This window comes from Bradyrhizobium sp. INPA03-11B, from assembly GCF_040446015.1.
Classification (GTDB): Bacteria; Pseudomonadota; Alphaproteobacteria; order Rhizobiales; family Xanthobacteraceae; genus Bradyrhizobium; species Bradyrhizobium macuxiense_A.
The window spans coordinates 1-21,897 of the sequence record NZ_JASGSR010000129.1 but is presented as its reverse complement, the minus strand read 5'-3'; the positions used below and the strand labels follow the sequence as shown (position 1 = coordinate 21,897).

The 21,897-nt window shown below is 66.0% G+C and carries 16 protein-coding genes; 9 read left to right on the top strand and 7 right to left on the bottom strand.

Features of this window, described 5'->3' with window-relative positions; all coding sequences use genetic code 11:
• The first annotated feature begins 378 nt into the window (after window positions 1-378).
• From QMZ05_RS34300 to pdeM, 3 genes are all read left to right on the top strand, one after another.
• Window positions 379-1,605 carry an ABC transporter substrate-binding protein gene (locus QMZ05_RS34300; protein ID WP_353704770.1) on the top strand — a complete coding sequence of 409 codons (1,227 nt, stop codon included), beginning with the start codon at window positions 379-381 and terminating at the stop codon, window positions 1,603-1,605.
• 265 nt (window positions 1,606-1,870) lie between these two features.
• Window positions 1,871-4,618, top strand: coding sequence for a ligase-associated DNA damage response DEXH box helicase (locus QMZ05_RS34295; RefSeq protein WP_353704771.1), 2,748 nt, complete (start codon window positions 1,871-1,873; stop codon window positions 4,616-4,618).
• Window positions 4,619-4,681: 63 nt separating this feature from the next.
• Window positions 4,682-5,353, top strand: a complete 672-nt coding sequence (pdeM, locus tag QMZ05_RS34290; RefSeq protein ID WP_353704769.1) for a ligase-associated DNA damage response endonuclease PdeM — start codon at window positions 4,682-4,684, stop codon at window positions 5,351-5,353.
• Window positions 5,354-5,547: 194 nt separating this feature from the next.
• On the opposite strand, the gene QMZ05_RS34285 is transcribed toward pdeM, so the two are convergent.
• Window positions 5,548-6,411, bottom strand: a complete 864-nt coding sequence (locus QMZ05_RS34285; RefSeq protein WP_050422253.1) for a LysR substrate-binding domain-containing protein — start codon at window positions 6,409-6,411, stop codon at window positions 5,548-5,550.
• A 108-nt stretch (window positions 6,412-6,519) separates the two neighbouring features.
• On the opposite strand from QMZ05_RS34285, the gene QMZ05_RS34280 reads away from it, so the two are divergent.
• The 3 genes from QMZ05_RS34280 (at window position 6,520) to QMZ05_RS34270 (ending at window position 9,650) form a co-directional block, all read left to right on the top strand.
• Window positions 6,520-7,446 carry a DMT family transporter gene (locus QMZ05_RS34280; protein WP_353704768.1) on the top strand — a complete coding sequence of 309 codons (927 nt, stop codon included), beginning with the start codon at window positions 6,520-6,522 and terminating at the stop codon, window positions 7,444-7,446.
• Window positions 7,443-8,219 (top strand): MBL fold metallo-hydrolase, encoded by a 777-nt coding sequence (locus QMZ05_RS34275; protein ID WP_353704767.1) that lies wholly within the window; start codon window positions 7,443-7,445, stop codon window positions 8,217-8,219. The genes QMZ05_RS34280 and QMZ05_RS34275 overlap by 4 nt, the downstream gene beginning before the upstream one ends.
• A gap of 90 nt (window positions 8,220-8,309) precedes the next feature.
• Complete coding sequence (locus QMZ05_RS34270) at window positions 8,310-9,650, top strand: divalent metal cation transporter (RefSeq protein ID WP_353704766.1); 1,341 nt, start codon at window positions 8,310-8,312, stop codon at window positions 9,648-9,650.
• Window positions 9,651-9,780: 130 nt separating this feature from the next.
• Here QMZ05_RS34270 and QMZ05_RS34265 read toward each other — a convergent pair whose 3' ends face one another.
• Window positions 9,781-10,272, bottom strand: a complete 492-nt coding sequence (locus QMZ05_RS34265; RefSeq protein WP_353704765.1) for an Lrp/AsnC family transcriptional regulator — start codon at window positions 10,270-10,272, stop codon at window positions 9,781-9,783.
• Between the two features lie 147 nt (window positions 10,273-10,419).
• Here QMZ05_RS34265 and QMZ05_RS34260 point away from each other — a divergent pair, with 147 nt between their 5' ends.
• Window positions 10,420-11,730, top strand: a complete 1,311-nt coding sequence (locus QMZ05_RS34260; RefSeq protein WP_353704764.1) for an aspartate aminotransferase family protein — start codon at window positions 10,420-10,422, stop codon at window positions 11,728-11,730.
• Here QMZ05_RS34260 and QMZ05_RS34255 read toward each other — a convergent pair whose 3' ends face one another.
• The 5 genes from QMZ05_RS34255 to QMZ05_RS34235 form a co-directional block, all read right to left on the bottom strand.
• Complete coding sequence (locus tag QMZ05_RS34255; protein ID WP_353704763.1) at window positions 11,731-12,513, bottom strand: TIGR02186 family protein; 783 nt, start codon at window positions 12,511-12,513, stop codon at window positions 11,731-11,733. It abuts the gene before it with no gap.
• Window positions 12,510-13,439, bottom strand: a complete 930-nt coding sequence (locus QMZ05_RS34250; RefSeq protein ID WP_050422235.1) for a sulfite exporter TauE/SafE family protein — start codon at window positions 13,437-13,439, stop codon at window positions 12,510-12,512. The genes QMZ05_RS34255 and QMZ05_RS34250 overlap by 4 nt, the downstream gene beginning before the upstream one ends.
• Before the next feature lie 271 nt (window positions 13,440-13,710).
• A complete protein-coding gene (locus QMZ05_RS34245) occupies window positions 13,711-14,364 on the bottom strand; it encodes a hypothetical protein (protein ID WP_353704762.1) in 654 nt (217 codons plus the stop codon).
• Between the two features lie 292 nt (window positions 14,365-14,656).
• Window positions 14,657-18,217, bottom strand: a complete 3,561-nt coding sequence (locus QMZ05_RS34240; protein ID WP_353704761.1) for a hypothetical protein — start codon at window positions 18,215-18,217, stop codon at window positions 14,657-14,659.
• Between the two features lie 278 nt (window positions 18,218-18,495).
• Window positions 18,496-19,083 (bottom strand): PadR family transcriptional regulator, encoded by a 588-nt coding sequence (locus QMZ05_RS34235; protein WP_353704760.1) that lies wholly within the window; start codon window positions 19,081-19,083, stop codon window positions 18,496-18,498.
• A gap of 161 nt (window positions 19,084-19,244) precedes the next feature.
• Here QMZ05_RS34235 and QMZ05_RS34230 point away from each other — a divergent pair, with 161 nt between their 5' ends.
• Window positions 19,245-19,652 carry a nuclear transport factor 2 family protein gene (locus QMZ05_RS34230; RefSeq protein WP_353704759.1) on the top strand — a complete coding sequence of 136 codons (408 nt, stop codon included), beginning with the start codon at window positions 19,245-19,247 and terminating at the stop codon, window positions 19,650-19,652.
• 218 nt (window positions 19,653-19,870) lie between these two features.
• Window positions 19,871-21,658 carry an acyl-CoA dehydrogenase C-terminal domain-containing protein gene (locus QMZ05_RS34225; RefSeq protein WP_353704758.1) on the top strand — a complete coding sequence of 596 codons (1,788 nt, stop codon included), beginning with the start codon at window positions 19,871-19,873 and terminating at the stop codon, window positions 21,656-21,658.
• Window positions 21,659-21,897: the final 239 nt, after the last annotated feature.

The window sequence follows — 21,897 nt, the reverse complement described above, 5'->3', positions numbered from 1 at the left end:
GCGTGGCAAGCTCAAGCGCGCCGGATGGAACGATGCCTTCCTCTTCGAACTCCTCGGCCACATGCGATAGCCCTGCCCTGGAGGGGGAGGGTCGGCTCACAGCGAGCGAAGCGAAATGCGAAGCGGGGTGGGGTGATCTCTCAACACGGGCAATGCCCGATTGGACAGACCTTCACCCCACCTCGGTTCGCATTACATGCGAACCGATCCTCCCCCTCCAGGGGAGGATAAGAAAGCGATCCATACATCTCCCGTTCAAACTTGAGTCTACACGCTACGCATTTGCCGTGGCGCGGCATTGCGCCACACAGTTGTGACTTCGCGCTTGCCCGGCGCTGGGCGGAGTGCGAGAGAGCTTTCGCCTCAGGGAGAGAAACAATGAAAAAACATACGCGGCGCGAATTCGGCGCCACTGCATTATCCGTCATCGCAGCGTCTGTGCTGCCGGCGCCCTTCGTCCGGGCCGCGGACAAGAAGTACGATCCGGGTGCGAGCGACACCGAGATCAAGCTCGGCCAGACCGTGCCGCATTCCGGTCCCGGCTCGCTCTATGGCGTGCTCGGCCGCGTCGGCGAAGCCTATTTCCAGATGCTCAACGACAAGGGCGGCATCAACGGCCGCAAGGTGAAATTCCTCACCATGGACGACGCCTACAGCGCGCCGAAATGCGTCGAGGCGACGCGGCGCCTGGTCGAGCAGGAAGAGGTGCTGGCGCTCTATGGCTCGCTCGGTACCGCGCCGCAGACCGCCGTGCACAAATATCTCAATTCCAAGGGCGTGCCGCAGTTGCTGCTGAACACCGGCGCCTCCAAGTGGAACGACCCGAAGAATTTCAAGTGGACCATGGCGGGCCTGCCGCTCTATCCGACCGAAGCGCGCATCCTCGCCAAGCATGTCGTCAGCGTGAAGCCGAATGCCAAGATCGGCATCCTCTATCAGAACGACGATTTCGGCCGCGACTTCCTTGGCCCATTCAAGAAGGTGCTGGCCGATGCCGGCGGCAAGGCACAGGTGATCATGGAGCAGACCTACGATCTCACCGATCCAACGGTCGATTCCCAGCTCATCAATCTCTCGAAGTCGGGCGCCGACGTCTTCTACAACATCACGACAGGCAAGGCGACGTCGCAGTCCATCCGCAAGGTGGCCGAGCTCGGCTGGAAGCCGCTGCAGCTGTTGTCGGCAGGCTCGACCGGCCGCTCGATCCTGAGCGCCGCGGGCCTCGAGAACGCCAAGGACATCGTCGCGATCCGCTACAACAAGGAAGTCGGCGTGCCGCGCTACGAGAAGGATGCGGACGTGGTCGCGTTCGAGGAGCTGCGCAAGAAGTACCTGCCGAACATCGACCCCGACAACACCATCGCCTTCGCCGGCTACGGCCAGGCGGCGACGATGGGCGAAATCCTGCGCCGCTGCGGCGACGATCTGACTCGCGCCAACGTGCTGAAGCACGCCACCACGCTGGCCGGTTTCCACTCGCCCTATTTCCTCGACGGCATCAATTACAGCTATACGCCCGACGACTACACGCCGATGAAGACGCTCTACGTCTCGATCTTCAACGGCAAGGATTGGGACCTCTCCGGCGAGCCGATGACGGAGTAGGGTTTACGCACCCGCTCTCTCGTCCCCCTCGCCCCGCTCTTGCGGGGAGAGGGCGGGGTGAGGGGCTCCATCCGCCAGGCGGTACGGATTGATAGACCTGTACCCCCTCACCCGGATCGCATCTGGCGATGCGATCCGACCTCTCCCCGCAAGCGGGGCGAGGTGACCCCATGACGCTTCGCGGTTTGCGGGGCGACCCCTTGCCACCTGCCGCCATTTCCGTCCCGCCCTCGACGAAACCGTCTGAACCGCCTACCTCTTGGGCGTGTCGACGCTCGATCTCTTTTCCGTCCCGCCGTCGGAAACGGCCGATCTCTTGCCGCGCCGGTTTCGCGACTGGTTCGCCTCACGTGGCTGGTCACCGCGCGAGCATCAGCTCGCGCTGCTGGCGAAGGCGCGCGAGGAGCGTTCCGCGCTGCTGATCGCGCCCACTGGTGCGGGCAAGACGCTGGCGGGGTTCTTGCCGACGTTAGTGGAATTGAGTGGGGAGAGCGACGAAAGAGGTGAATTCCAGTCGACGCATACTCGATCGCCACCTCCCCCCTTGCGGGGGAGGTCGACGCCCGCAGGGCGGCGGGAGAGGGGTATGCCGCTTGCTCCGAGCGATACGGCTTACCCCTCTCCCCAACCCTCCCCCGCAAGGGGGGAGGGAGCCCTACCAGCGAGTGCTACGGAGCGAAGAAGGACCGTCGTCTCCACTGGCCGCTCGGTTCGTCGCAGCTCCGAGCTGCACACGCTCTACATCTCGCCGCTCAAGGCGCTAGCGGTCGATATCGCGCGCAACCTGGAGACGCCGGTTGCCGAGATGGGGCTGCCGATCCGGATCGAGACCCGCACCGGCGACACGCCGGTGTCGCGACGGCAGCGGCAGCGGCGCTATCCGCCTGACATTCTGCTGACGACGCCGGAGCAACTGGCGCTGCTGCTCGCCTCCGACGACGCGCCGTTCCTGTTCTCGTCGCTGAAGCGCATCGTGCTCGACGAGCTGCACGCGCTGGTTACCTCCAAGCGCGGCGACCTGCTGTCGCTCGGGCTCGCGCGGCTCTGGACCATCGCGCCGCAGACGCGTGCCATCGGTCTCTCGGCAACCGTGGCCGAGCCGGAACAACTCGCGCGCTTCCTGGTGCCGCAGCCGGGCGGCGCAAGCGCATCCGCCGACGTCGTCATCGCCGGCGGCGCTGCGCCGCCGGTGGTCGAGATGCTCGACACCCGGGAACGGCTGCCATGGTCCGGCCACAGCGCGCGCCACGCGCTGCCCGAGGTCTACGAGCTGATCAAGCGCAACAAGACCACGCTGGTGTTCGTCAACACCCGCAGCCAGGCCGAGATGCTGTTCCAGGATCTCTGGCGCATGAACGACGACGGGCTTGCGATCGCGCTGCATCACGGCTCGCTCGACGTCGCGCAGCGTCGCAAGGTCGAGGACGCGATGGCTGCCGGCCGCCTGCGCGGCGTGGTCTGCACCTCCTCGCTCGATCTCGGCGTCGACTGGGGCGATGTCGACCTCGTCATCAATATCGGTGCGCCGAAGGGATCGTCGCGGCTGATGCAGCGGATCGGCCGCGCCAACCACCGCTTCGACGAGGCCTCGCGCGCCGTGCTGGTGCCGGCCAACCGCTTCGAGGTGCTGGAATGCGCCGTTGCGATCGATGCCATCGCGGAGAATGCGCAGGACACGCCGCCACTGCGGCTAGGTGCGCTCGACGTGCTGGCCCAGCACGTGCTCGGCTGCGCCTGCGGCAAGCCGTTCCTGTCCGATGAGCTCTATGATGAGGTGAGGACGGCGGCGCCCTATGCAGCGCTGTCGCGGACGGATTTCGACGACGTGGTCGACTTCGTCGCGACCGGCGGCTACGCGCTGAAGACCTATGAGCGCTTCGCGCGCATCAGGCAGGACAAGCAGGGCCGCTGGCGCGTCACCAATCCCAAGGTGCGGCAGAGCTACCGCCTCAACGTCGGCACCATCATCGAGGAGACCATGCTGAAGGTGCGGCTGGTGCGCTCGCGCGCCGGCGGTCACGGGTCGACCGGCGCGATCGCCCGCGGCGGCCGGATGCTGGGTGAAATCGAGGAGGTCTTCATCGAGGGCCTTGTGCCCGGCGACACGTTTGTCTTTGGCGGCGAGGTGGTGCGCTACGAGGCCTTGGTTGAAGATCAGGTCTACGTCTCTCGCGCCAATGACAAAGACGCAAAAGTGCCCTCCTATATGGGCGGCAAGTTTCCGCTGTCGACCTATCTCGCCGAGCGCGTGCGCAAGCTGCTCGACAACAGCCGGGCCTGGAAGGCGCTGCCTGACCAGGTGCACGATTGGCTGTCGTTGCAGCGGAAGTTTTCGCGGGTGCCGGCGGTGCGTGAGCTGCTGGTCGAAACCTTTCCGCGCGGCGGCAGCCATTATCTGGTCTGCTATCCCTTCGAGGGCCGGCTCGCGCATCAGACGCTCGGCATGCTGCTGACGCGGCGGCTGGAGCGCGCTCGGGCACGTCCGCTCGGCTTCGTCGCCAACGAATATGCGCTCGCGGTCTGGGGCGTCGGCGATCTCTCCTTCATGATCCGGACCGGCAAGCTCGATCTCAACGCGCTGTTCGATCCCGACATGCTCGGCGACGACCTCGAGGCGTGGCTTGCGGAATCCGCGCTGATGAAGCGCACCTTCCGCAACTGCGCGATCATCTCAGGCCTGATCGCGCGCCGCTTCACCGACGAGGAGAAGTCGCGCCGCCAGGTGCTGTTCTCGACCGATTTGATCTACGACGTGCTGCGCAAGCACCAGGCCGACCATGTGCTGCTGCGCGCGGCGCGCAGCGATGCCGCCACCGGATTGCTCGATCTCCGCCGCCTCAGCGACATGCTGTCGCGCATCCACGGCCGAATCACCCACAAGGATCTCGACCACGTTTCCCCGCTTGCCGTCCCCGCGCTGCTGGAAATCGGCCGCGAGTCAGTTTATGGCGAAGCATCTGACGAGCTTCTGGCCGAGGCGGCCGAGGAACTCGTGCGGGAGGCTATGACATAACGCTACTACTTTGGGGAACAGGACGTGACGGCAAGCGCGCTAGCTTTGCGAGACGGTGACGACATGCGCGTTTCCAGGGTCACGGTGGCGGATGTCGGCTTCGTGGCGGATTTTTCCGGCGCGCTGTTCTGGGAAGAGCAGAGTCTGCTCGTGGTCTCCGACCTGCATCTGGAGAAGGGCTCGAGCTTCGCCAGCCGCGGCGTGCTGCTGCCGCCCTACGACACGGTCGCGACACTGAGCCGGCTTGCCGCCGTGATCGCGCGGCACGATCCGCGGCAGGTGATAGCGCTCGGCGACAGCTTTCACGATCGCGACGCGCATGCGCGCCTGTCGGATGGGGATCGCGAGGCGCTCGCGACCCTGCAAATGCGGCGGAACTGGATCTGGATTGCGGGCAACCACGATCCGGCGCTGCCGTCCAGTCTCGGCGGCGTGGTCGCGACCGAAGTCGCGATCGGGCCGATCGTGTTCCGCCATGAGCCGACCGGTGCGAGCGGCGAGATCGCCGGCCATCTGCACCCCAAGGCGCGGGTGCCGACCCGCGGCCGCTCGATCGAGCGGCGTTGCTTTGCCAGTGACGGCGAGCGCGCGGTGATGCCGGCGTTCGGCGCCTACACCGGGGGCTTAAGCATCCGCGATGCCGCATTCGCGCGGATTTTCGGATCGCCCGGTTTCATGGCCCACGTGCTCGGCGACAACCGTGTCCACGCGTTCGTGGCGTCGCGGTGTTATTGACGATCGAAATTGGCCCACGCCAAACACTCGGTGTCGTCCCGGGCAAGCGAAGCGCGACCCGGGATCCATAACCACAGGGCTTTGTTGTTGAACAAGGCTGTGGCTCCAGATTGCCCTCTCACTGCGCCCTGTGCTTATGGGTCCCTGCTTTCGCAGGGACGACAACGGAGTAGCGGCGTGGCCTTCGCCCCGTCCTAAGCCGCCTTCGCCTGCACGCTCTCGCAATACTCCGCCAGCCGGTCCGCCAGCCGCAGCGTCGCGGGCCTCGCTTCGGGGGCGGCGACGAGGGCGACCTCGGTCCGCTCGATCGGCGCAAAGCCGTCTTTCGCCGTCAGCACGCGATGCTCGGCCTGGATCGACATTTCCGAAAGAATACTCAAGCCGAGGCCCGCGGCGACCGCGGCCTGGATGCCGGCGAGGCTGGAGGAGGTGTAGGCCATGTGCCAGTTGCGGCCCGCGCTCTCCAGCGAATGGATGGCGTGGGCGCGATAGAGGCAGCCGGAGCCGAAGCCGATCAGCGGCACCGAGCCGATGGTGGTGTCGCGCGGATGGCTCTTGCTCGTCACCCAATGCACGCGTTCCGGCCACACCGCGATGCCGCCTCTCTCGCTGGCTGCGCGCTTGATCAGCGCGAGATCGAGATCGCCGCGCTCGAGATCGCGATACAGGAACAGGCTCTGGCCCGAGCGCACATCGAGGCGCAAATTCGGATGGCTGCGCGAGAAGGTCGCGAGCAATCTCGTCAACCGGTAGGCGGCAAAATCCTCGGTGATGCCGATCCGGATCGCGCCTTCGCTGCCGGCGCGCGACACCACATCACGCGCCTCCTCGGCCAGCGCCAGCAGCCGCCGCGCATAGGTCAGCAGCTGATCTCCGGCGTCCGTCGGGGTGACGTCCTTGCCGCTGCGGATCAACAGCGGCTGGCCGACATCCTCCTCCAGGCGCTTGATCTGCTGACTGACCGTCGATTGCGTGCGGTGGACGCGCTCTCCGGCGCGGGTGAAGCCGCCGGCATCGACCACCGAGACGAAACTGCGCAGGAGCTCCAGGTCGAGCATCGCAGCCTCCATTCATAAATCCACTGGATGTCAGTCTATCATTTAATTTCCAAATATCAAGGTGTGGGCCTAGATCATGGGCGAGGGAGAAATTCCCAGGAGAAATCCATGTCCGCCGCATCTTCAATTGCCGCCCCCCGCGCCCGCTTCAACACCCTGCCGCTGCTGATCGCGCTGTTCTGCCTGCTCTGGAGCTACGCTTTCGTCGCCGGCAAGATCGGCGTCACCGACTGCCCGCCGCTGATCCTGCTCGCCGCGCGTTTCTCGCTCGCCGGCGTCCTGATCCTCGGCATCTCCTGGCTGCGCCGGGACCAATGGGACCTTACCTGGCGCGATGTCGCCGTGTTCGCGGTGATCGGCGTCGCCAACAACGCGCTCTATCTCGGCCTCGGCTATACCGGATTGAAGACAGTCTCGGCCGGGCTCGGCGCGTTGATCGTCTCGGCCAATCCGGTGTTCACCGCCATGCTGGCGGCCATGTTCCTCGGCGAGAGCATGACTCTGCGCAAGGTGGTCGGCCTCGTGCTCGGCATCGTCGGCGTTGCCTTCATCGTCTGGCATCGCATGACGGTCGGCACCGACAGCCCGCACGGCATCCTGTTCACGCTGGCCTCGCTCGCCTCGATCGTCGCCGGCACGGTGCTGTTCAAGTTGCTGGCGCCGAAAGGCAGCCTGTGGATCGGCAACGGCATCCAGAACATTGCCGGCGGCCTTGCGGTGATGCCGTTCGCCTTCACGCTGTCCAGCCTCGGTGACATCGTGCCCAGCATGCGGCTCGCCGGCGCCTTCGCCTTCCTCGTGCTCGGCGGCTCGATCCTCGCCTATCTGCTCTGGTTTCATCTCCTGAAAGTGTGTGGCGCGACCGCCCCCAGCGCCTATCACTTCCTGATGCCGCCGCTCGGCATGCTGTTCGCCTATCTGGTGCTCGGCGAGCATGTCGAATTTCGCGACCTGCTCGGGATCGTTCCGGTCGCTCTCGGCATTTACCTGGTGACGCGCCCCGCCGCGGCATCGCCCAAGAGGAGTGGAACGTGAGCATCACCATCACCCTGATCGGGGGCCCGACCGCCCTGATCGAGATCGACGGGTTCCGCCTGCTCACCGATCCGACCTTCGATGCGCCCGGCGAATATCAACTGCCGCATGTGAAGCTCGAGAAGCTGACGGGCCCCGCGCTCAGTGCGCGCGATGTCGGTGAGATCGATGCAGTGCTGCTGAGTCACGACCAGCATTCCGACAATCTCGACCATTCCGGCCGGGATTTCCTCAAAGGCGCGAAGCGCGTGCTGACGACGCAGGCCGGCGCCAAGCGGCTCGGTGGCAACGCCGAGGGTTTTGCGCCTTGGGCCTCGACTGCGTTGAAGAAAGGCGGGCGGACGCTTGCCATCACCGCGACGCCGGCGCGGCACGGGCCCGCGGGCATCGAGCCCTTGTCCGGCGACGTCATCGGCTTCGTGGTTGAGGCGGCGAAACCCGGCCGTCCAGTCTATGTCAGCGGCGACACCACCTGGTTCGACGGCGTCGCCGAGGTCGCGCGACGCTTCGATTGCGGCGTGGTGCTGCCGTTTGCAGGCGCGGCGCAAACCCGCGGCCCGTTCCATCTCACGATGGACACCAACGACGCGATCGAGACCGCGCGCGCCTTTGCCGACGCGGTGATCGTGCCGGTTCATACCGACGGCTGGGCGCATTTCCGGCAGAACGCCAGCGACCTGCGCGCGAGCTTCGATACGCTCGGCTTCGGCCGCCGTCTGCGCATCCTCGAGCCCGGGGTCGCCACGGTCATCGAGCCGTCATCGGAGACTTGATCCAGCGCATGGCGGGCAGGAGGGCCGCGTGCGAGTTTCATCGTTGGAACCGGGTCGGGTCCGGTTCGTTGTCGCGATGGCTCGACCGGTATGACACAGCACAGGCCGATATCGCGAAAGCATCATGGCAAAGACGGCACCGCGCCGGCGGGCGATGCCGATCGGCCGAAGCCGTTCAGCCTGGCGGGCGTCTGTAAGGCGCTCGGACCCGGGTTGATTACCGGCGCAGCCGACGATGATCCGTCGGGCATCGGCACCTACAGCCAGGCAGGCGCGCAGCTCGGCTACGGCATCGGCTGGACCATGCTGATGACATTTCCGTTGATGGCGGCGATCCAGGAAATCTCCGCACGGGTCGGCCGCGTCACCGGGCACGGTATAGCGGGCAACGTAGGCAAGCACTATCCGGGCTGGCTGCTCGCGGCCGCGGTGATGCTGCTGTTCATCGCCAACACCGTCAACATTGCGGCCGACCTCTCGGCCATGGCGGACGCGACCAAGCTTCTGATCGGCGGCCCGGCTATCCTCTATGTCGTGCTGTTTGGCGTGGCCTCGGTCGCTGCCCAGATCTTCATGAACTACCGGCGCTACGTCGCGGTCCTGAAATGGCTGACGCTGAGCCTGTTCGCCTATGTCGCGGCGCTCGCATTCGCCAAGGTGTCATGGATGCAGGCGCTGGCGGGCGTGCTGGTTCCGCGCCTGACGTGGAGCGCGGATTATTTCACGACCATCGTCGCGATCCTCGGCACCACGATCTCACCCTATCTGTTCTTCTGGCAGGCTTCACAGGAGGCGGAGGAGCAGCAGGCCGATCTCGCAAAGCATCCACTGATCGAGAAGCACTACGGCGCGCGCAGGGAGTTTTTCCGCATTCGTGCCGACACCATCACCGGCATGGCGTTTTCCAACGTCATCGCGCTGTCGATCATCGTCACCGCCGCCGCGTCGCTGCACGCCGCGGGCAAGACCGATATCCAGACCTCGGCGCAGGCCGCCGAGGCCTTGCGCCCGATCGCCGGGCCGTTCGCCGAGGTGATCTTCGCGCTCGGCATCATCGGCACCGGCCTGCTGGCGATCCCGGTGCTTGCAGGCGCGACGGCCTACGCGGTCGGCGAGGGCCGGCGATGGCCGGTCGGACTGACGCGCAAGCCGAGGGAGGCGATCGCGTTCTATTCGGTGCTGGCGCTGTCGGGCGGCATCGGCATTGCGCTCAACTTCACGCCGATCGATCCGATCTCGGCGCTGTACTGGAGTGCGGTCATCAACGGTGTGCTCGCGGTGCCCGTGATGGTGCTGCTGATGGTCATGGCACGCCACAAGGCGGTCATGGGACGCTTCGTGATCGGCGGGTCGCTGTACTGGCTCGGCTGGCTCTCTACGGCTGCGATGGCGCTCAGCGTGATCGCGATGGGGATCGGTTTCCTGCTGTAAGTTCGAACTTGTAGGATGGGTGGAGCGTAGCGATACCCATCACTATGCTGCACTGATCCATGTTGGGTATCGCTTCCCCCTTCGCTCTTCGAGCTACGGCGGACAAGTCGCTCCGCCCACCTACGCGGCCTCAATCCTTGGCGAACAGCGAGCTATCGATCTTGGTCGTCGATTTGACCTTCCGCAGGATGATCGTGGTGCGGTAGCTCGCGATATCGGTGTCCGGATGCATCAGGCGGTCGAGGATGAACGATTGATAGCGGGCGAGGTCGGACGACACGACCCGCAGTGAGTAATCCCAATCACCAGCAATCATGCAGCATTCGACGACCTCCGGAAGGTCGATCACCTTCTTCTCGAAGCGCGTGAAGGATTCCCTGTTCTGTTGCTTGAGGCGGACCTCGACGATGACGTCGAAGCCGAGCCCGACCCGCGCCGGGTCCACCAGCGCCACATAGGAATTGATGACGCCGGCTTCTTCGAGGGTCCGGACCCGTCGCATGCAGGGTGCGGACGAGAGGCCGATCCGTTCGGCCAGCTCGAGATTGGTGATGCGCCCCTCGACCTGCAGCACGTCGAGGATTTTCCGATCCATCTCGTCGATCACGACCGTGGTTCCCATTTCTTTCGCATTTCGCGCCTTTTGCGCAATTGATTGCAGAAGCCGGCATGAAATGCATCTCAATTCGCAAGCTCTTTGCTGCGGTGCGCGCATAGGATGCGCTGCGGTGGCCTGGATCGCGGCGGCTGAGCAGCAAAGGGGAGGGGGATGGCTGGAAATGACGACAAGGCCTTTTGGGAGCGCGCCCGGCGTCACCTCATCCGGTACGGCGGCACATTCGCGCCCGTCATCATCGAGGGGGCCTCCGGATCCTTCGTCCATGACGCCGACGGCCGTGCCATCCTGGATTTCACCTCGGGGCAGATGAGCGCCGTGCTCGGTCACGGCCACCCCGAGATCGTCCAGACCATCAGCGCGCACGCCGAGCGGCTCGACCATCTGTTCAGCGGCATGCTGAGCCGTCCAGTGGTCGCATTGGCCGAACAGCTCGCGGACCTGCTGCCGCCGGGGCTCGATCGCGTCATGCTGCTGAGCACGGGGGCTGAGTCGAACGAGGCGGCGATCAAGATGGCCAAGCTCGCCACCGGCGGCTTCGAGACCGTCGCGTTCGCGCAGTCCTGGCACGGCATGACGTCAGGCGCGGCGGGGACGACCTATTCGGCCGGCCGCAAGGGCTATGGTCCCGCGCCGGTCGGCTCGCTCGCGATCCCGACGCCGAACCCATATCGCCCGCGCTTCGGTCATGCGTCCGATTGGCGGGCCGAGCTGGCCTACGCCTTCGATCTCGTCGATCGCCAATCGACCGGCTCGCTTGCCTGCATGATCGCCGAGCCGATCCTTAGCTCCGGCGGGCTGATCGATCTGCCGGAGGGCTATCTCGCCGCGCTGAAGGAATTGTGCCGCGCGCGCGGTATGCTGCTGATCGTCGACGAGGCGCAGACCGGCCTCGGGCGAACCGGCGCCATGTTCGCCTTCGAGCGCGATGGCGTCGTACCTGACATCCTGACCCTGTCGAAAACGCTTGGTGCCGGCTTGCCCTTGGCCGCGGTCATCACATCAGCCGAAATCGAGGAGCGCTGTCACGAACGCGGTTTCCTGTTCTACACCACGCATGTGTCGGACCCGATGCCGGCCGCGGTCGGGCTCAAGGTCATCGAGATCATCCTGCGCGACCGACTGGTCGAACGCGCCGGGATCGCGGGTGCGCGGCTGCGGGACGGGCTCCTCGCCCTTCAGAACCGGTTCGAATGCATCGGCGACGTGCGCGGCAGGGGACTGATGCAAGGCATCGAGATCGTGCGCGACCGCTTCAGCAAGGAGCCTGACGAAGCCCTCGGCACGCTTGTGTCGCAGCGCTGCATGGAGCTCGGACTGAGCACCAACATCGTGCAGCTGCCCGGCATGGGCAGCGTATTCCGCATCGCTCCGCCGCTGACGATCAGCGACGGCGAGATCGATCTCGGCCTCTCGATCCTCGGTGACGCGTTCGAAAGCGCGTTGCAGCAGAGGCGTGGCTGATCAATCCTTGCGAAACACGATCGAGGCCATCCAGCCGGTCATCAGCGCCATGAATGCGGTGACGAGGCCGTAGACCAGGCCGTTCTGCCGCGCGGTGGTGGCGACGAACTGTTCGAAGCCGACCTTGACGATCTCGAACGCGGTCTCGGTCTTGGTCACCAGCGCGCCCTCGGAGAACAGCTTGATCTCGACATTGTAGGTGCCGATCGGCACCTCCGCCGGCAGCGGAATGCCGGTGCGGAACAAAGTGGGCGTCAGGAACGTCACCGCCGAGGTCGCCTCGCGATAGAGGCCGTGTTCGGAACGCAGGCGGACGAAGGCGCTGCGGAAGGGGTCGTTCGGCACCACGTCGGCAAAGTCGGGGCCGACCCGCTGCATCAAGAGCACGTTGTTGAGTCCGAGCTGCTGCCGCCGCTGCACCTCCGGCGAGGCGATCTGGTCGAACGGGCGATTGGAGAACAGCGCGAGATAGCCCGGCACCTGCAGGAACTGGCGCGAGTCGGTGTTGATCCAGATCCCGAATTTGCGCTCCTTGCGCCGCGTCACCATGTCGGCGCGCGGGCCAGACACCGTGACGACGAGATCGTAATTGCCGCGATTGGGCGGCGTCTTGTCGTCCTTCTCGACCGAGCCGAACAGCACGAGCTCGCCGCCGGAATAATTCGGCGTCACCGTGACGCGGTGGTTGGAGACCGACACGATCAGCCGCTCGGCACGCGCCGGCGCGGCCGCCAGGCTGGCGGCGACGAGGCCCGCGATGGCAAGCAGCGCGTGCAGCCTCATGGCGGGGCTCCGCCGGTTTCGCGGATGCTGAACAGGTCCTGCGGCCGGATCACGAGCTCGACCGCAAAACGGATGCCGACCGCGAGCACGAGCAGGCCGAGCAGGAGGCGCAGATGCTCGCCGCGGATCTTCTGGCCGGCGCGGGCGCCGAACTGCGCGCCGGTGACGCCGCCGATCATCAGGATCAGCGCCAGCACGGCGTCGACCAGATGGTTGGTCACCGCGTGCAGCATGGTGGCGAACACCATGGTGACGAGGGTGAGCACCATTGAGGTGCCGATCACGGTCGAGGTCGGCACCCGCAGCACATAGATCATCAACGGCACCAGGATGAAGCCGCCGCCGATGCCCATGACGGCGCCGATGAAGCCGATGATGAGCCCGATCACGACCACCGGGATGACCGAGAGGTAGATCTTGGAGCGCTTGAAGCGCAGCTTCAGCGGCAGGCCGTGGATCCAGCCATGGCTGCCGGGCTTGCGCAGCGTCACCGCGCCGCCGCCGCGCGAACGCAGCATCGCGCGCAGGCCTTCCCAGAACATCAGCCCGCCGACCGTCGTCAGCAGGATGACGTAGGACAGCGCGATCATCAGGTCGAGCTGGCCGAGCGAGCGCAGGAAGGTGAAGGTCCACACCCCGAACGTGGTGCCGAGCGTGCCGCCGACCAGCAGCACCGCCGCCAGCAGCGGGTCGATCGCGCGCCGGCGCCAATAGGAGATCGCGCCGGAGAATGAGGACGCCGCGATGTGGCTTGCAACCGAAGCAACCGCGACCGCGGGCGCGATGCCGACGAAGATCAGCAGCGGCGTCATCAGGAAGCCGCCGCCGATCCCGAACATGCCGGAGACGAATCCAACCGCCGCGCCCATCGCCAGGATGAGGAAGACATTGACCGGAATGTCGGCGATCGGGAGGTAGAGCTGCACGCGCGTCGCTTCTTGTCGGTTCGCCGCATGCTGGGGCGCAAGGCCGCATCACGGCGTGATGTCGTTCGGGTCGGGCATTCTCCGGCTGAACGAATCCGGTCGGCGCGCAAGGAGCAGGCGAACGCGGGTCGATTGCCACGTTCTTGCATAACCGAAATTAGCGGGGGGAGGGACTAAAGATTCCGCTCCGGGTGGCATTTTTCGCCGCACGTGGCGACCCGGCTGCGGACGTGGTTGATAATTCAGATTAATGACGGCGGGCCGCCGCGGATCAGGGCTGGTCGACTGGCGTGGTAATGAGGTTCATCGCAAGCGCCTCTCTCGTGCCCAGCCAGCGGATGTCCGAGGTCTGCGACATCGCCTCGACGATTCGGGACGAGATACCCATCTTTCTCATGTAACTGAGCACGATACCCTGCGAGCGCTGAGCTTCGGCCACGGGATCGTCACCTGGCTTGCTCATGGTAAAGCGATGCACGCCCAGCCGGGAGCCTGCGATGCCATAGCGGGTTTCGCCGCCCGCATAAACCAGAACGCAGGCGCTGGCGCAGGCGGCGGCACGCAATTTTCCCGATGCATCTGATGTCGCCACCGCGGTGACGAGCCGGCGGGTACGAATGACTTCGCCCATGATGGCCGCCTGGTCCAACGCGCCGCCCGGCGACGACAGCAGCACGACATCATCAGGTGACAATCGTGCTTCGTCGAGCCGATCGCGGAACCAGCTCGCGCTGGCCGAGCCGATGCTGCCACTGATCGCAAGTGCCCGCCGCTTCGATCCGTCGATGACGACACCGGGAATGACCGACGATGTCATGGTCGCGGCGACATAGCTCTCGCGCCAGAAATCCCAGGAGCCCGGCTCCGAAAGCTCGCGATAGGCGCGGATCGCAACGCCGGACAGCAGCAGGACGAAGATGGTCACCGACCAGATCGAGGGTCTGAAGACGCCACCCGAATTGGGAGCGCTGGGTGCGACAGGCGGTGGAGCCTGGCGCTGTGCGCCAAACGGGGAAGGTTGCTGGCGCGGCGGCGCGACGCGGGGACCGGTCGGCGACGAACGGTGGCCCGTTCCTTCACCCTGACGATCATCGACAGACAAGCCTGACCCTCCGGAACGCCTGCGCAATCGGCGCGGGACTGCGCGTCTGTCTACACGGCGGAGGGGTGGAGGGACAAGACAGCGGCGCCGTCACGGCGCCGCAGCCATTGTTGTCTTAGTGAGCCGGGGCGGCCAGCGCCGCGGTCCGCTTCGACGGCTGCCTGACGGACTTCGCCGCCGCGGGCTGCGCGGGTGCGCCGTCCCAGCCGCCGGCTGGGGCCGGCACATTGACCGCATCGCTCGGCTGCGGCTCGGGGGTGAAGGTCTGGATCGCAAGCTTCGCTGCGGCCAGCGACTGCGGGTCGAGCCGCTTGGCGATATCGTCGCGCTTGTGGCCGGCGTCGGCATCGCCCTGGGCGGCCGCGAGGCTGAACCATTTGAAGGACTCGGCGAGGTTCTGTTCGACCCCGATGCCGCGGGCATAGAGGATGCCGAGGTTGACCTGGCTGTCGGCAACGCCGCGATCGGCCGCCTTGCGGAACCATTGCGCGGCGCTCTTGTAGTCGGCGCCCTTGCCGCCGCCATCGGCGTCGAGCACGGCGAGGTTATGCATCGCCTTGGCGTTGCCGCGCTCGGCGGCCTGCACGTAATAGCGCCGCGCCATATCGAAGTCGCGTTTCACGCTGAGGCCCTTCTCGTAGAAGGTGCCGAGCCGGAACATCGCCGGCACCACGCCGGCCTGCGCCGCGCGGCCGTACCATTTGGCGGCCTCGTCGACATTGGCGGTCACGCCCTTGCCCTCGGCATAGCGGACGCCGACCTCATAGGCCGCAGCCGCATCGCCCTTGATCGCGGCCGTGCGCAGCGCCGGACCGCCGATCGCGTCGGGCAGCTTCTCGCCCGCCGGAATCTGGATCGTGGCGAGCTTGCCGCCGAGCGGCGGAGCGGTCGGGATCGTGCCGGTGATATCGCTGGCGGCGGCGAGTGGTGCCGCGGCCGGCTCCGGCGCGGCGGCGGGTGCCGGGGCCGCCTGAGGGATCGTCACCTGCGCGCTGTCGAGCGTGTTCGGCGCCGGCGAGTTGTTGGACTGACGGCCCAGCGGGGTCGGCGAGGTCATCGACGGCCCGGGCGTGCCGGACGGCGCGGCCGGTGCGGGGGCGGGCGCGATGGAGTTCTCGGCGGGCGGCTGCGCGGCGGGCGCGGCCGGCTCGCTGCGCTCGATCGCCGGCACTTGTGGGGCGGAGCTGGTGTCGAGCAGGTTCATCGCCATCTTGGCGGTGGAGAGCAGGATCACCACCACGCTCGCGCCGACCAGCAGCGAGCGGATCTTGGAGGTGATGGTCGAAGGCTGGGCCTCGGGCGCTTCGGTCGCGGCTGCGCCGGCCTTCGCGCCTGACTTGGCGGCAGCAGCCTTGGCTGCCTTGTCGGCCTTCTCCTTGGCCTTGGCGGCAGCCTTGCTCGCTGCGCGCGCGGCCTTCTCGTTGACGGGCTGTGCGGCGGCGGCCTGCGCGGCGCGGCGGGCGGCGGCGATGAAGCTCGATGTCGAGACCGGCTCCTTCTTGCCGGCGGGAAGATCAGAGATCGCGCGCTCGGAATCCGCGATCCGCTCCGACGGCGACGACGCCCGGCCCGACGGGCGCGTGCCCGGCTCGAGCGGATGATCCGGCGGCAGTTCAGGCGCGAGCGCAGCGCGTGCGGATGCCGCATGCGGTTCGAGGATCTCGCTGATCGCGCGCGGCGGCAGCGGCGGCGGGGCGCTCTCGACCGGCTGCGCGGCGTGGAATTCGCGCGGCGCGGACATGAAGTGTTCCTGCGCCAGCGCAGGATTGGGCAGTTCGGGCCGGTACGATTCAGCCCTGTAGGATTCAGCCTTGTAGGATTCAGGTTGGGGCTGCGCGATCGGCTGCATCGCCGCGCGCGGCATCTCCATCCGCGGTTCGGCCGGTGCGGGGGCAGGCGGAGCCGGCGGCGGCGCGGTGCGCACCGTGCGCAGATCGTTCTCGATCATCGCCAGCCGGTCGACGACGTGGCCGAGCGTGTTGTGAACGGTCTCCAGCGAATCCTGGGTGCGACGATCGGTCTCCGACTGGCTGAAGCGGATGTCGGACAGCTCGCGCTTCACCAGATCGACGATGCCGCTGTCCATCATCGGCTGCGGCGCCGATGTGTTGACGCTGTTGCGGGTGGCGTCGGCGAGCGAGGCGATATGGGCGTGCTGGGCCTCGAGGTGCCGCATGATGTCATGCAGCCCTTCCTCGACCCGGCCGAGATTGCCGGAGCGCTGGTCGGCAGACTCCAGCCGCTCGAGCAGATAGGAGACGCGCTGCTCGAGATGGGTGAATGCCGACGAGCTGTCGTTGCCGACCTGCAGGCGGTCGATCCGCTCCGACAGCGAGCGCAGTGCGCCCTCGATGGCGTCGGTATTGTCATAGCCGGCCGGCCGCTCGCGGCCTTCCAGCGACGAGGCCAGCGCCGCAATGCGTTGCTCGATCCCGGCGAAAGCGTCGCCGTAGGAATCCCCGCGCGACATCTGCGACAGCTGGTCGACCTTCGCCGCCAGCGCATGCACGTCCCCGGAGAGCTGCAGCAGCGCGTCGTTGGAGGCGACATTGGAGACGATGGCGCGTAGCGCCGCGATCGCGCTCTCGAGCTGATGCACCGTCGACGGATCGTCGTTGGCGCGCAGGATCATGTCGAGCTTGGCGCCGAGATTGCGGATCGCCTCGTCGTAGCCGGTGAGCTGCTCGGCGGGCGTCAGCGTGCGCAGCGCCTCGCGGATGTCCGACAGCGCGCGTTCGATGCCGGCAATCGCCTGGCCCTGGCTGTTGTTGCTGTCCTGACGGATCTCGTCGATCCGGTGATGCAGCGAGCGGATCTCGTTCTCGATCGATTCGATCGCGCGGCGCGGCATCGCCTCGGTGATCGCCTGGCGGATTTCCGCGAGCTCGCCGCGGAACGACGCGATCGATTGCTCGATATGGTCGGGCCGCTGCAGCGCCTCGATCTGGCTCGTGATCTTGAGCAGATGACGCTCGAGCGAGGAGAAGTCTGGGCCAGCCGGCGCCGCGGGCGGTGGCGCGTAGGCGGCCATCGGCGGCGCCGATTGCTGCACCGGCGGCGCATTGCGCTGTGGCGTCTGCCGGGGCGCGGGGCCATCGAGCTCATTCTGGCGCGCGGCGATTTCCGCGATCGCGGAATCGAACGATGCCGGGCTGAGCGGCGGCGAGGGGCGGTAGACCTGGGCGGCGGCGCGCTCGACCGCCTCCGCCTGGCGTAGCCTCTCCTCCAGTTGCCGTTCGTTGATCTGCGGCTCGCGCTGCATCTGCGCTTCACGCATCATCGGCTGAGGTTGCGGCTCGCGCGCCGGCTGCGGCCGCGAAATCTGCGACAGCCGCGCATCGAGGCGCGAGATCGCGTCGTTCAGCTGTCGTGCGACCGCGGGCTGGCCGCGCGGCACTTCGGCGCGCACCGCTTCAGCACGCGTCATCGGTTTTGCAATCTGCTCGATCTGCCGGGTGATCGCGTCGAGCCGCTGATGGATGTCCGCGACCTCGCGGCTTTCCCGGCTCGGCATCGGCTGTCGCTGCTCGGTGCGCCAATCCGGCGGGCTCGGTTCGCCGACGGTCGAATTGAGCCAGTCGTTCAGTGACATGCCGGCACGGCGCGCAGCCGCCTCGGCCCTGTCGCGGACGGAGGGATCGATGCCGTCAACACTCCACGATACGCGCGAATTCATGATTCCGTCCGGTCCCGACTCCGGCGCCATACTCTGCGCCCGCAGCCTCCCCGCGCATTCCCGTTAAGAGACAATCGAATTCTGCGCTGGTCGTCTGCTTCAGCTGCTGACTTTTTCCCCTCACGGTAAATAACGGGTTAAGGAATGCAGCTGGCGGGCCTTAAAGTTAGGGAATCCGGGAACCTGTTGCGCCGGATCAGGACAGGCCTATCGTTTTCAGGCAACGCGGATTCCGCTGCACGCGATGACAACGCGGCAAGCCAAGACGACGTTTGTTTCTAGCTGTTGCTTTCGCGCTTGCCGTCGTCGAGCGGCAGCACATTGCCGCGGCCCGACATCGCCGACAGCGCGTCGAGCGCCTCCTCGCACCACTCCACCATCATGTGCTCGTGGCGCATCCCGAGCCGCAGGCTGAGCATCTTGCCGACATCGGCCGGCGGTGCGGTGCCGTCGGGAAAGCGCTTGTTGAGCAGCCGCTCGTAGCGCTCATAGCGATCGCGATGATGTTCCAAACGCGCCATCAGGTCGGTGCGCAGCGGTTCGATGTCGACGCAGTCGAGCGCGTAGAGCCGGACCAGCAAATCGTCCTTGATCGAGGGCGGAACGCTCGGCCGCGCCGCCCAATGCTTCAGCGCCGCGCGGCCCTCGGCCGTCAGGGTGTAGACCAGCTTATTGGGCTTGCCTGACTGCACCACCTCGCGGCCTTGGACGTGGCCCTTGTCGCGCAGCCGGGAGAGCTCGCGGTAGATCTGCTGGTGGTCGGCCTTCCAGAAGAAGCCGATCGAGGCGTCGAACGTCTTCGCGAGCTCATAGCCCGTCATCGGACGTTCCGTGAGGCAGGCGAGGATTGCGTCACCGAGTGCCAACGCCCACCTCCATTCGAGTTCCCGAGTTCGTCATTCTGAAGTTCGCTTGACTTTATGCGTTGCTGTGCATATGCGTCAATATGCATATGGTGATCGGCGTGCCGCCTTGTCGCGCGCGGCCGATGTTCAGGCTTCTTAACCCCGCCGCAGGAGACGTCCGAATGAGCAAGCCGGGCCTCGACAAGTGGTACGCCTACATGAAGTCCCACGACACCGCCGCTTTGTGGGATCTGCTGCATCCCGACGCGGTGTTCGAAAGTCCGGTCGTGCACACGCCGCAGCGCGGCCGCGACATCACCTTCAAATATCTGACCAGCGCCGCCAAGGTGCTCGGCGGCCCGACCTTCAAATATTTGGGCGAGTGGCGAAGCGACAGCGGCGCGGTGCTCGAATTCGAGAACGAGATCGATGGCATCAAGCTCAACGGCGTCGACATCATCACGTTCGATGGTGACGGCCGGATCACGCATTTCAAGGTGATGGTGCGTCCGCTCAAGGCGATCAACCTGCTGCATCGGATGATGGGCGAGGAGTTGATGAAGCAGAGCGGCGCAACGTCGCAATCGTAAAGCATGATCCGGAAAAGTGCGAAGCGGTTTTCCGAAAAGATCATGCTCAAACAAAGGGCTAAAGCGCGATAACAACCCGACCTAATCTCATCGCGCTTTAGTCTCGCTAGCACCTGCCGCGGACCTCCGGAAGCGGATAAGGTCCGCTCCAACAAACCCAAGGACACGCTGCGCAGCATAGGTCGCACATGCGGCCGCGAGCCAGCCGGGAGATCAGCATGCCGACCTACAAAGCCCCCGTCGAAGACGTCAGCTTCCTGCTCAACGACGTTTTCCAGATCGATCGCTACGGCAATCTTCCCGGCTTCACCGATGCGTCGGCCGATGTGCGCGAGGCGATTCTCGGCGAGGCCGCCAAGCTCAGCGAAGAGGTGCTGCAGCCGCTCAATCGCACCGGCGATCTCGAAGGCTGCAAGCGCAATGACGACGGCAGCGTCACGACGCCGAAGGGCTTCAAGGACGCCTACAAGCAGGTCGCCGAGGGCGGCTGGCTCGGCCTGTCGGCGCCGACCGAGTTCGGCGGCCAGGGCCTGCCGGTGACGCTGTCGCAGGCGGTCAACGAATTCCAGATCTCCGCCAACATGGCGTTCTCGATGTATGGCGGCCTGACCATGGGTGCGACCGCCGCGCTGCTGGTGCACGGCACCCCCGAACAGAAGAAGACCTACGTGCCGAAGATGGTCGCCGGCGAATGGACCGGCACCATGAACCTGACCGAACCGCAATGCGGCACCGATCTCGGCCTGCTTCGCACCAAGGCGGTGCGCCAGTCGGACGGCAGCTTCAAGATCACGGGCACCAAGATATTCATCTCCGCCGGTGAGCACGATCTTGCCGACAACATCATCCACCTCGTGCTGGCGCGCATCGAGGGTGCGCCGGCCGGCATCAAGGGCGTCTCGCTGTTCGTCGTGCCGAAGGTGCTGGTCAACGCCGACGGCTCGCTCGGGCAGCGCAACGGCGTCACCTGCGGCTCGATCGAGCACAAGATGGGCATCCACGGCAACTCGACCTGTGTGATGAACTACGACAACGCCACCGGCTGGCTGATCGGCGAAGAGAACAAGGGCATGCAGGGCATGTTCGTGATGATGAACGAGGCCCGTCTCGGCGTCGCCGTGCAGGGCCTTGCGCAGTCCGAGGTCGCCTATCAGAACGCGGTCGCCTATGCCCGCGAGCGTCTGCAGGGCCGTTCGCTGACCGGCGCCAAGGCTGCTGACAAGCCCGCCGATCCGATCATCGTGCATCCCGACGTGCGCCGCACGCTGCTCACCATCCGCGCCTTCAACGAGGCGGCGCGCGCCATGGTGGTGTGGACCGCGCTGAAGAGCGACGTCGCGCACCGCTCCAACGACCCGAAGGACCGCCAGGCCGCAGACGACCACATGGGCCTGATGACGCCGGTGCTGAAGGGTGTGCTGACTGACACCGGGTTCGCCAACACGGTCTCGGCGCAGCAGATGTTTGGCGGCCACGGCTATATTGCCGAGCATGGCATGGAGCAGTTCGTTCGCGATGCGCGCATCGCGATGATCTATGAGGGCGCCAACGGCATCCAGGCGCTCGACCTGGTCGGCCGCAAGCTGCCGCGCGATGGCGGCCGCGCCGCGATGGCGTTCTTCGGCGAGGTCACGGCCTTCGCCAAGGAGCATGGCACTGAGGAGGCGATGAAGCCGTTCATCACCCCGCTCTCCACCGCGCTCGGCCATCTGCAGCAGGCCACCGGCTGGCTGATGCAGAACGCGCTGACCAAGCCCGACAATGCCGGCGCCGCCGCGACCGACTACATGAAATTGTTCGGCCTCGTCGCGCTCGGCTACATGTGGGCGAAGATGGCCAAGGTGGCGCAGGACAAGGCCGCCGCCGGCACCACGCCCTATCTCAACACCAAGCTCGTGACCGGCCGGTTCTTCATGGAGAGGCTGCTGCCGGAGACCGCCGTGCATCTGGCCCGGATCCAGAGCGGCAGCGCCACCACGATGGAACTGGCTGCGGAAGCGTTCTGAAGCGTTTTCGAGCGAAGTGGATACGGTTCGCGTGAAGAAAACGCGTCAAACAAGAAAGCCTTGAAAATTGCCGCCGCACCCATGCGGCGGCGCTTCCTTCCGTATATATTATGATCCTCATATCAAGGAGGGCGTCATGCCTGAGGCATACATCTACGATCACGTTCGTACCCCGCGCGGCCGCGGCAAGGCCGACGGCGCGCTGCACGAGGTCACCGCGCTGGCGCTCGCCACGGTGC

Excerpts from the sequence above, each read along its gene's own strand:
- QMZ05_RS34255 (WP_353704763.1), bottom strand. The coding sequence starts at position 12,513 with ATGAGGCTGCACGCGCTGCTTGCCATCGCGGGCCTCGTCGCCGCCAGC.
- QMZ05_RS34300 (WP_353704770.1), top strand. The coding sequence starts at position 379 with ATGAAAAAACATACGCGGCGCGAATTCGGCGCCACTGCATTATCCGTC.
- QMZ05_RS34285 (WP_050422253.1), bottom strand. The coding sequence starts at position 6,411 with ATGCTCGACCTGGAGCTCCTGCGCAGTTTCGTCTCGGTGGTCGATGCC.
- QMZ05_RS34270 (WP_353704766.1), top strand. The coding sequence starts at position 8,310 with ATGACACAGCACAGGCCGATATCGCGAAAGCATCATGGCAAAGACGGC.
- pdeM (WP_353704769.1), top strand. The coding sequence starts at position 4,682 with ATGCGCGTTTCCAGGGTCACGGTGGCGGATGTCGGCTTCGTGGCGGAT.
- QMZ05_RS34265 (WP_353704765.1), bottom strand. The coding sequence starts at position 10,272 with ATGGGAACCACGGTCGTGATCGACGAGATGGATCGGAAAATCCTCGAC.
- QMZ05_RS34280 (WP_353704768.1), top strand. The coding sequence starts at position 6,520 with ATGTCCGCCGCATCTTCAATTGCCGCCCCCCGCGCCCGCTTCAACACC.
- QMZ05_RS34230 (WP_353704759.1), top strand. The coding sequence starts at position 19,245 with ATGAGCAAGCCGGGCCTCGACAAGTGGTACGCCTACATGAAGTCCCAC.
- QMZ05_RS34225 (WP_353704758.1), top strand. The coding sequence starts at position 19,871 with ATGCCGACCTACAAAGCCCCCGTCGAAGACGTCAGCTTCCTGCTCAAC.
- QMZ05_RS34240 (WP_353704761.1), bottom strand. The coding sequence starts at position 18,217 with ATGAATTCGCGCGTATCGTGGAGTGTTGACGGCATCGATCCCTCCGTC.
- QMZ05_RS34260 (WP_353704764.1), top strand. The coding sequence starts at position 10,420 with ATGGCTGGAAATGACGACAAGGCCTTTTGGGAGCGCGCCCGGCGTCAC.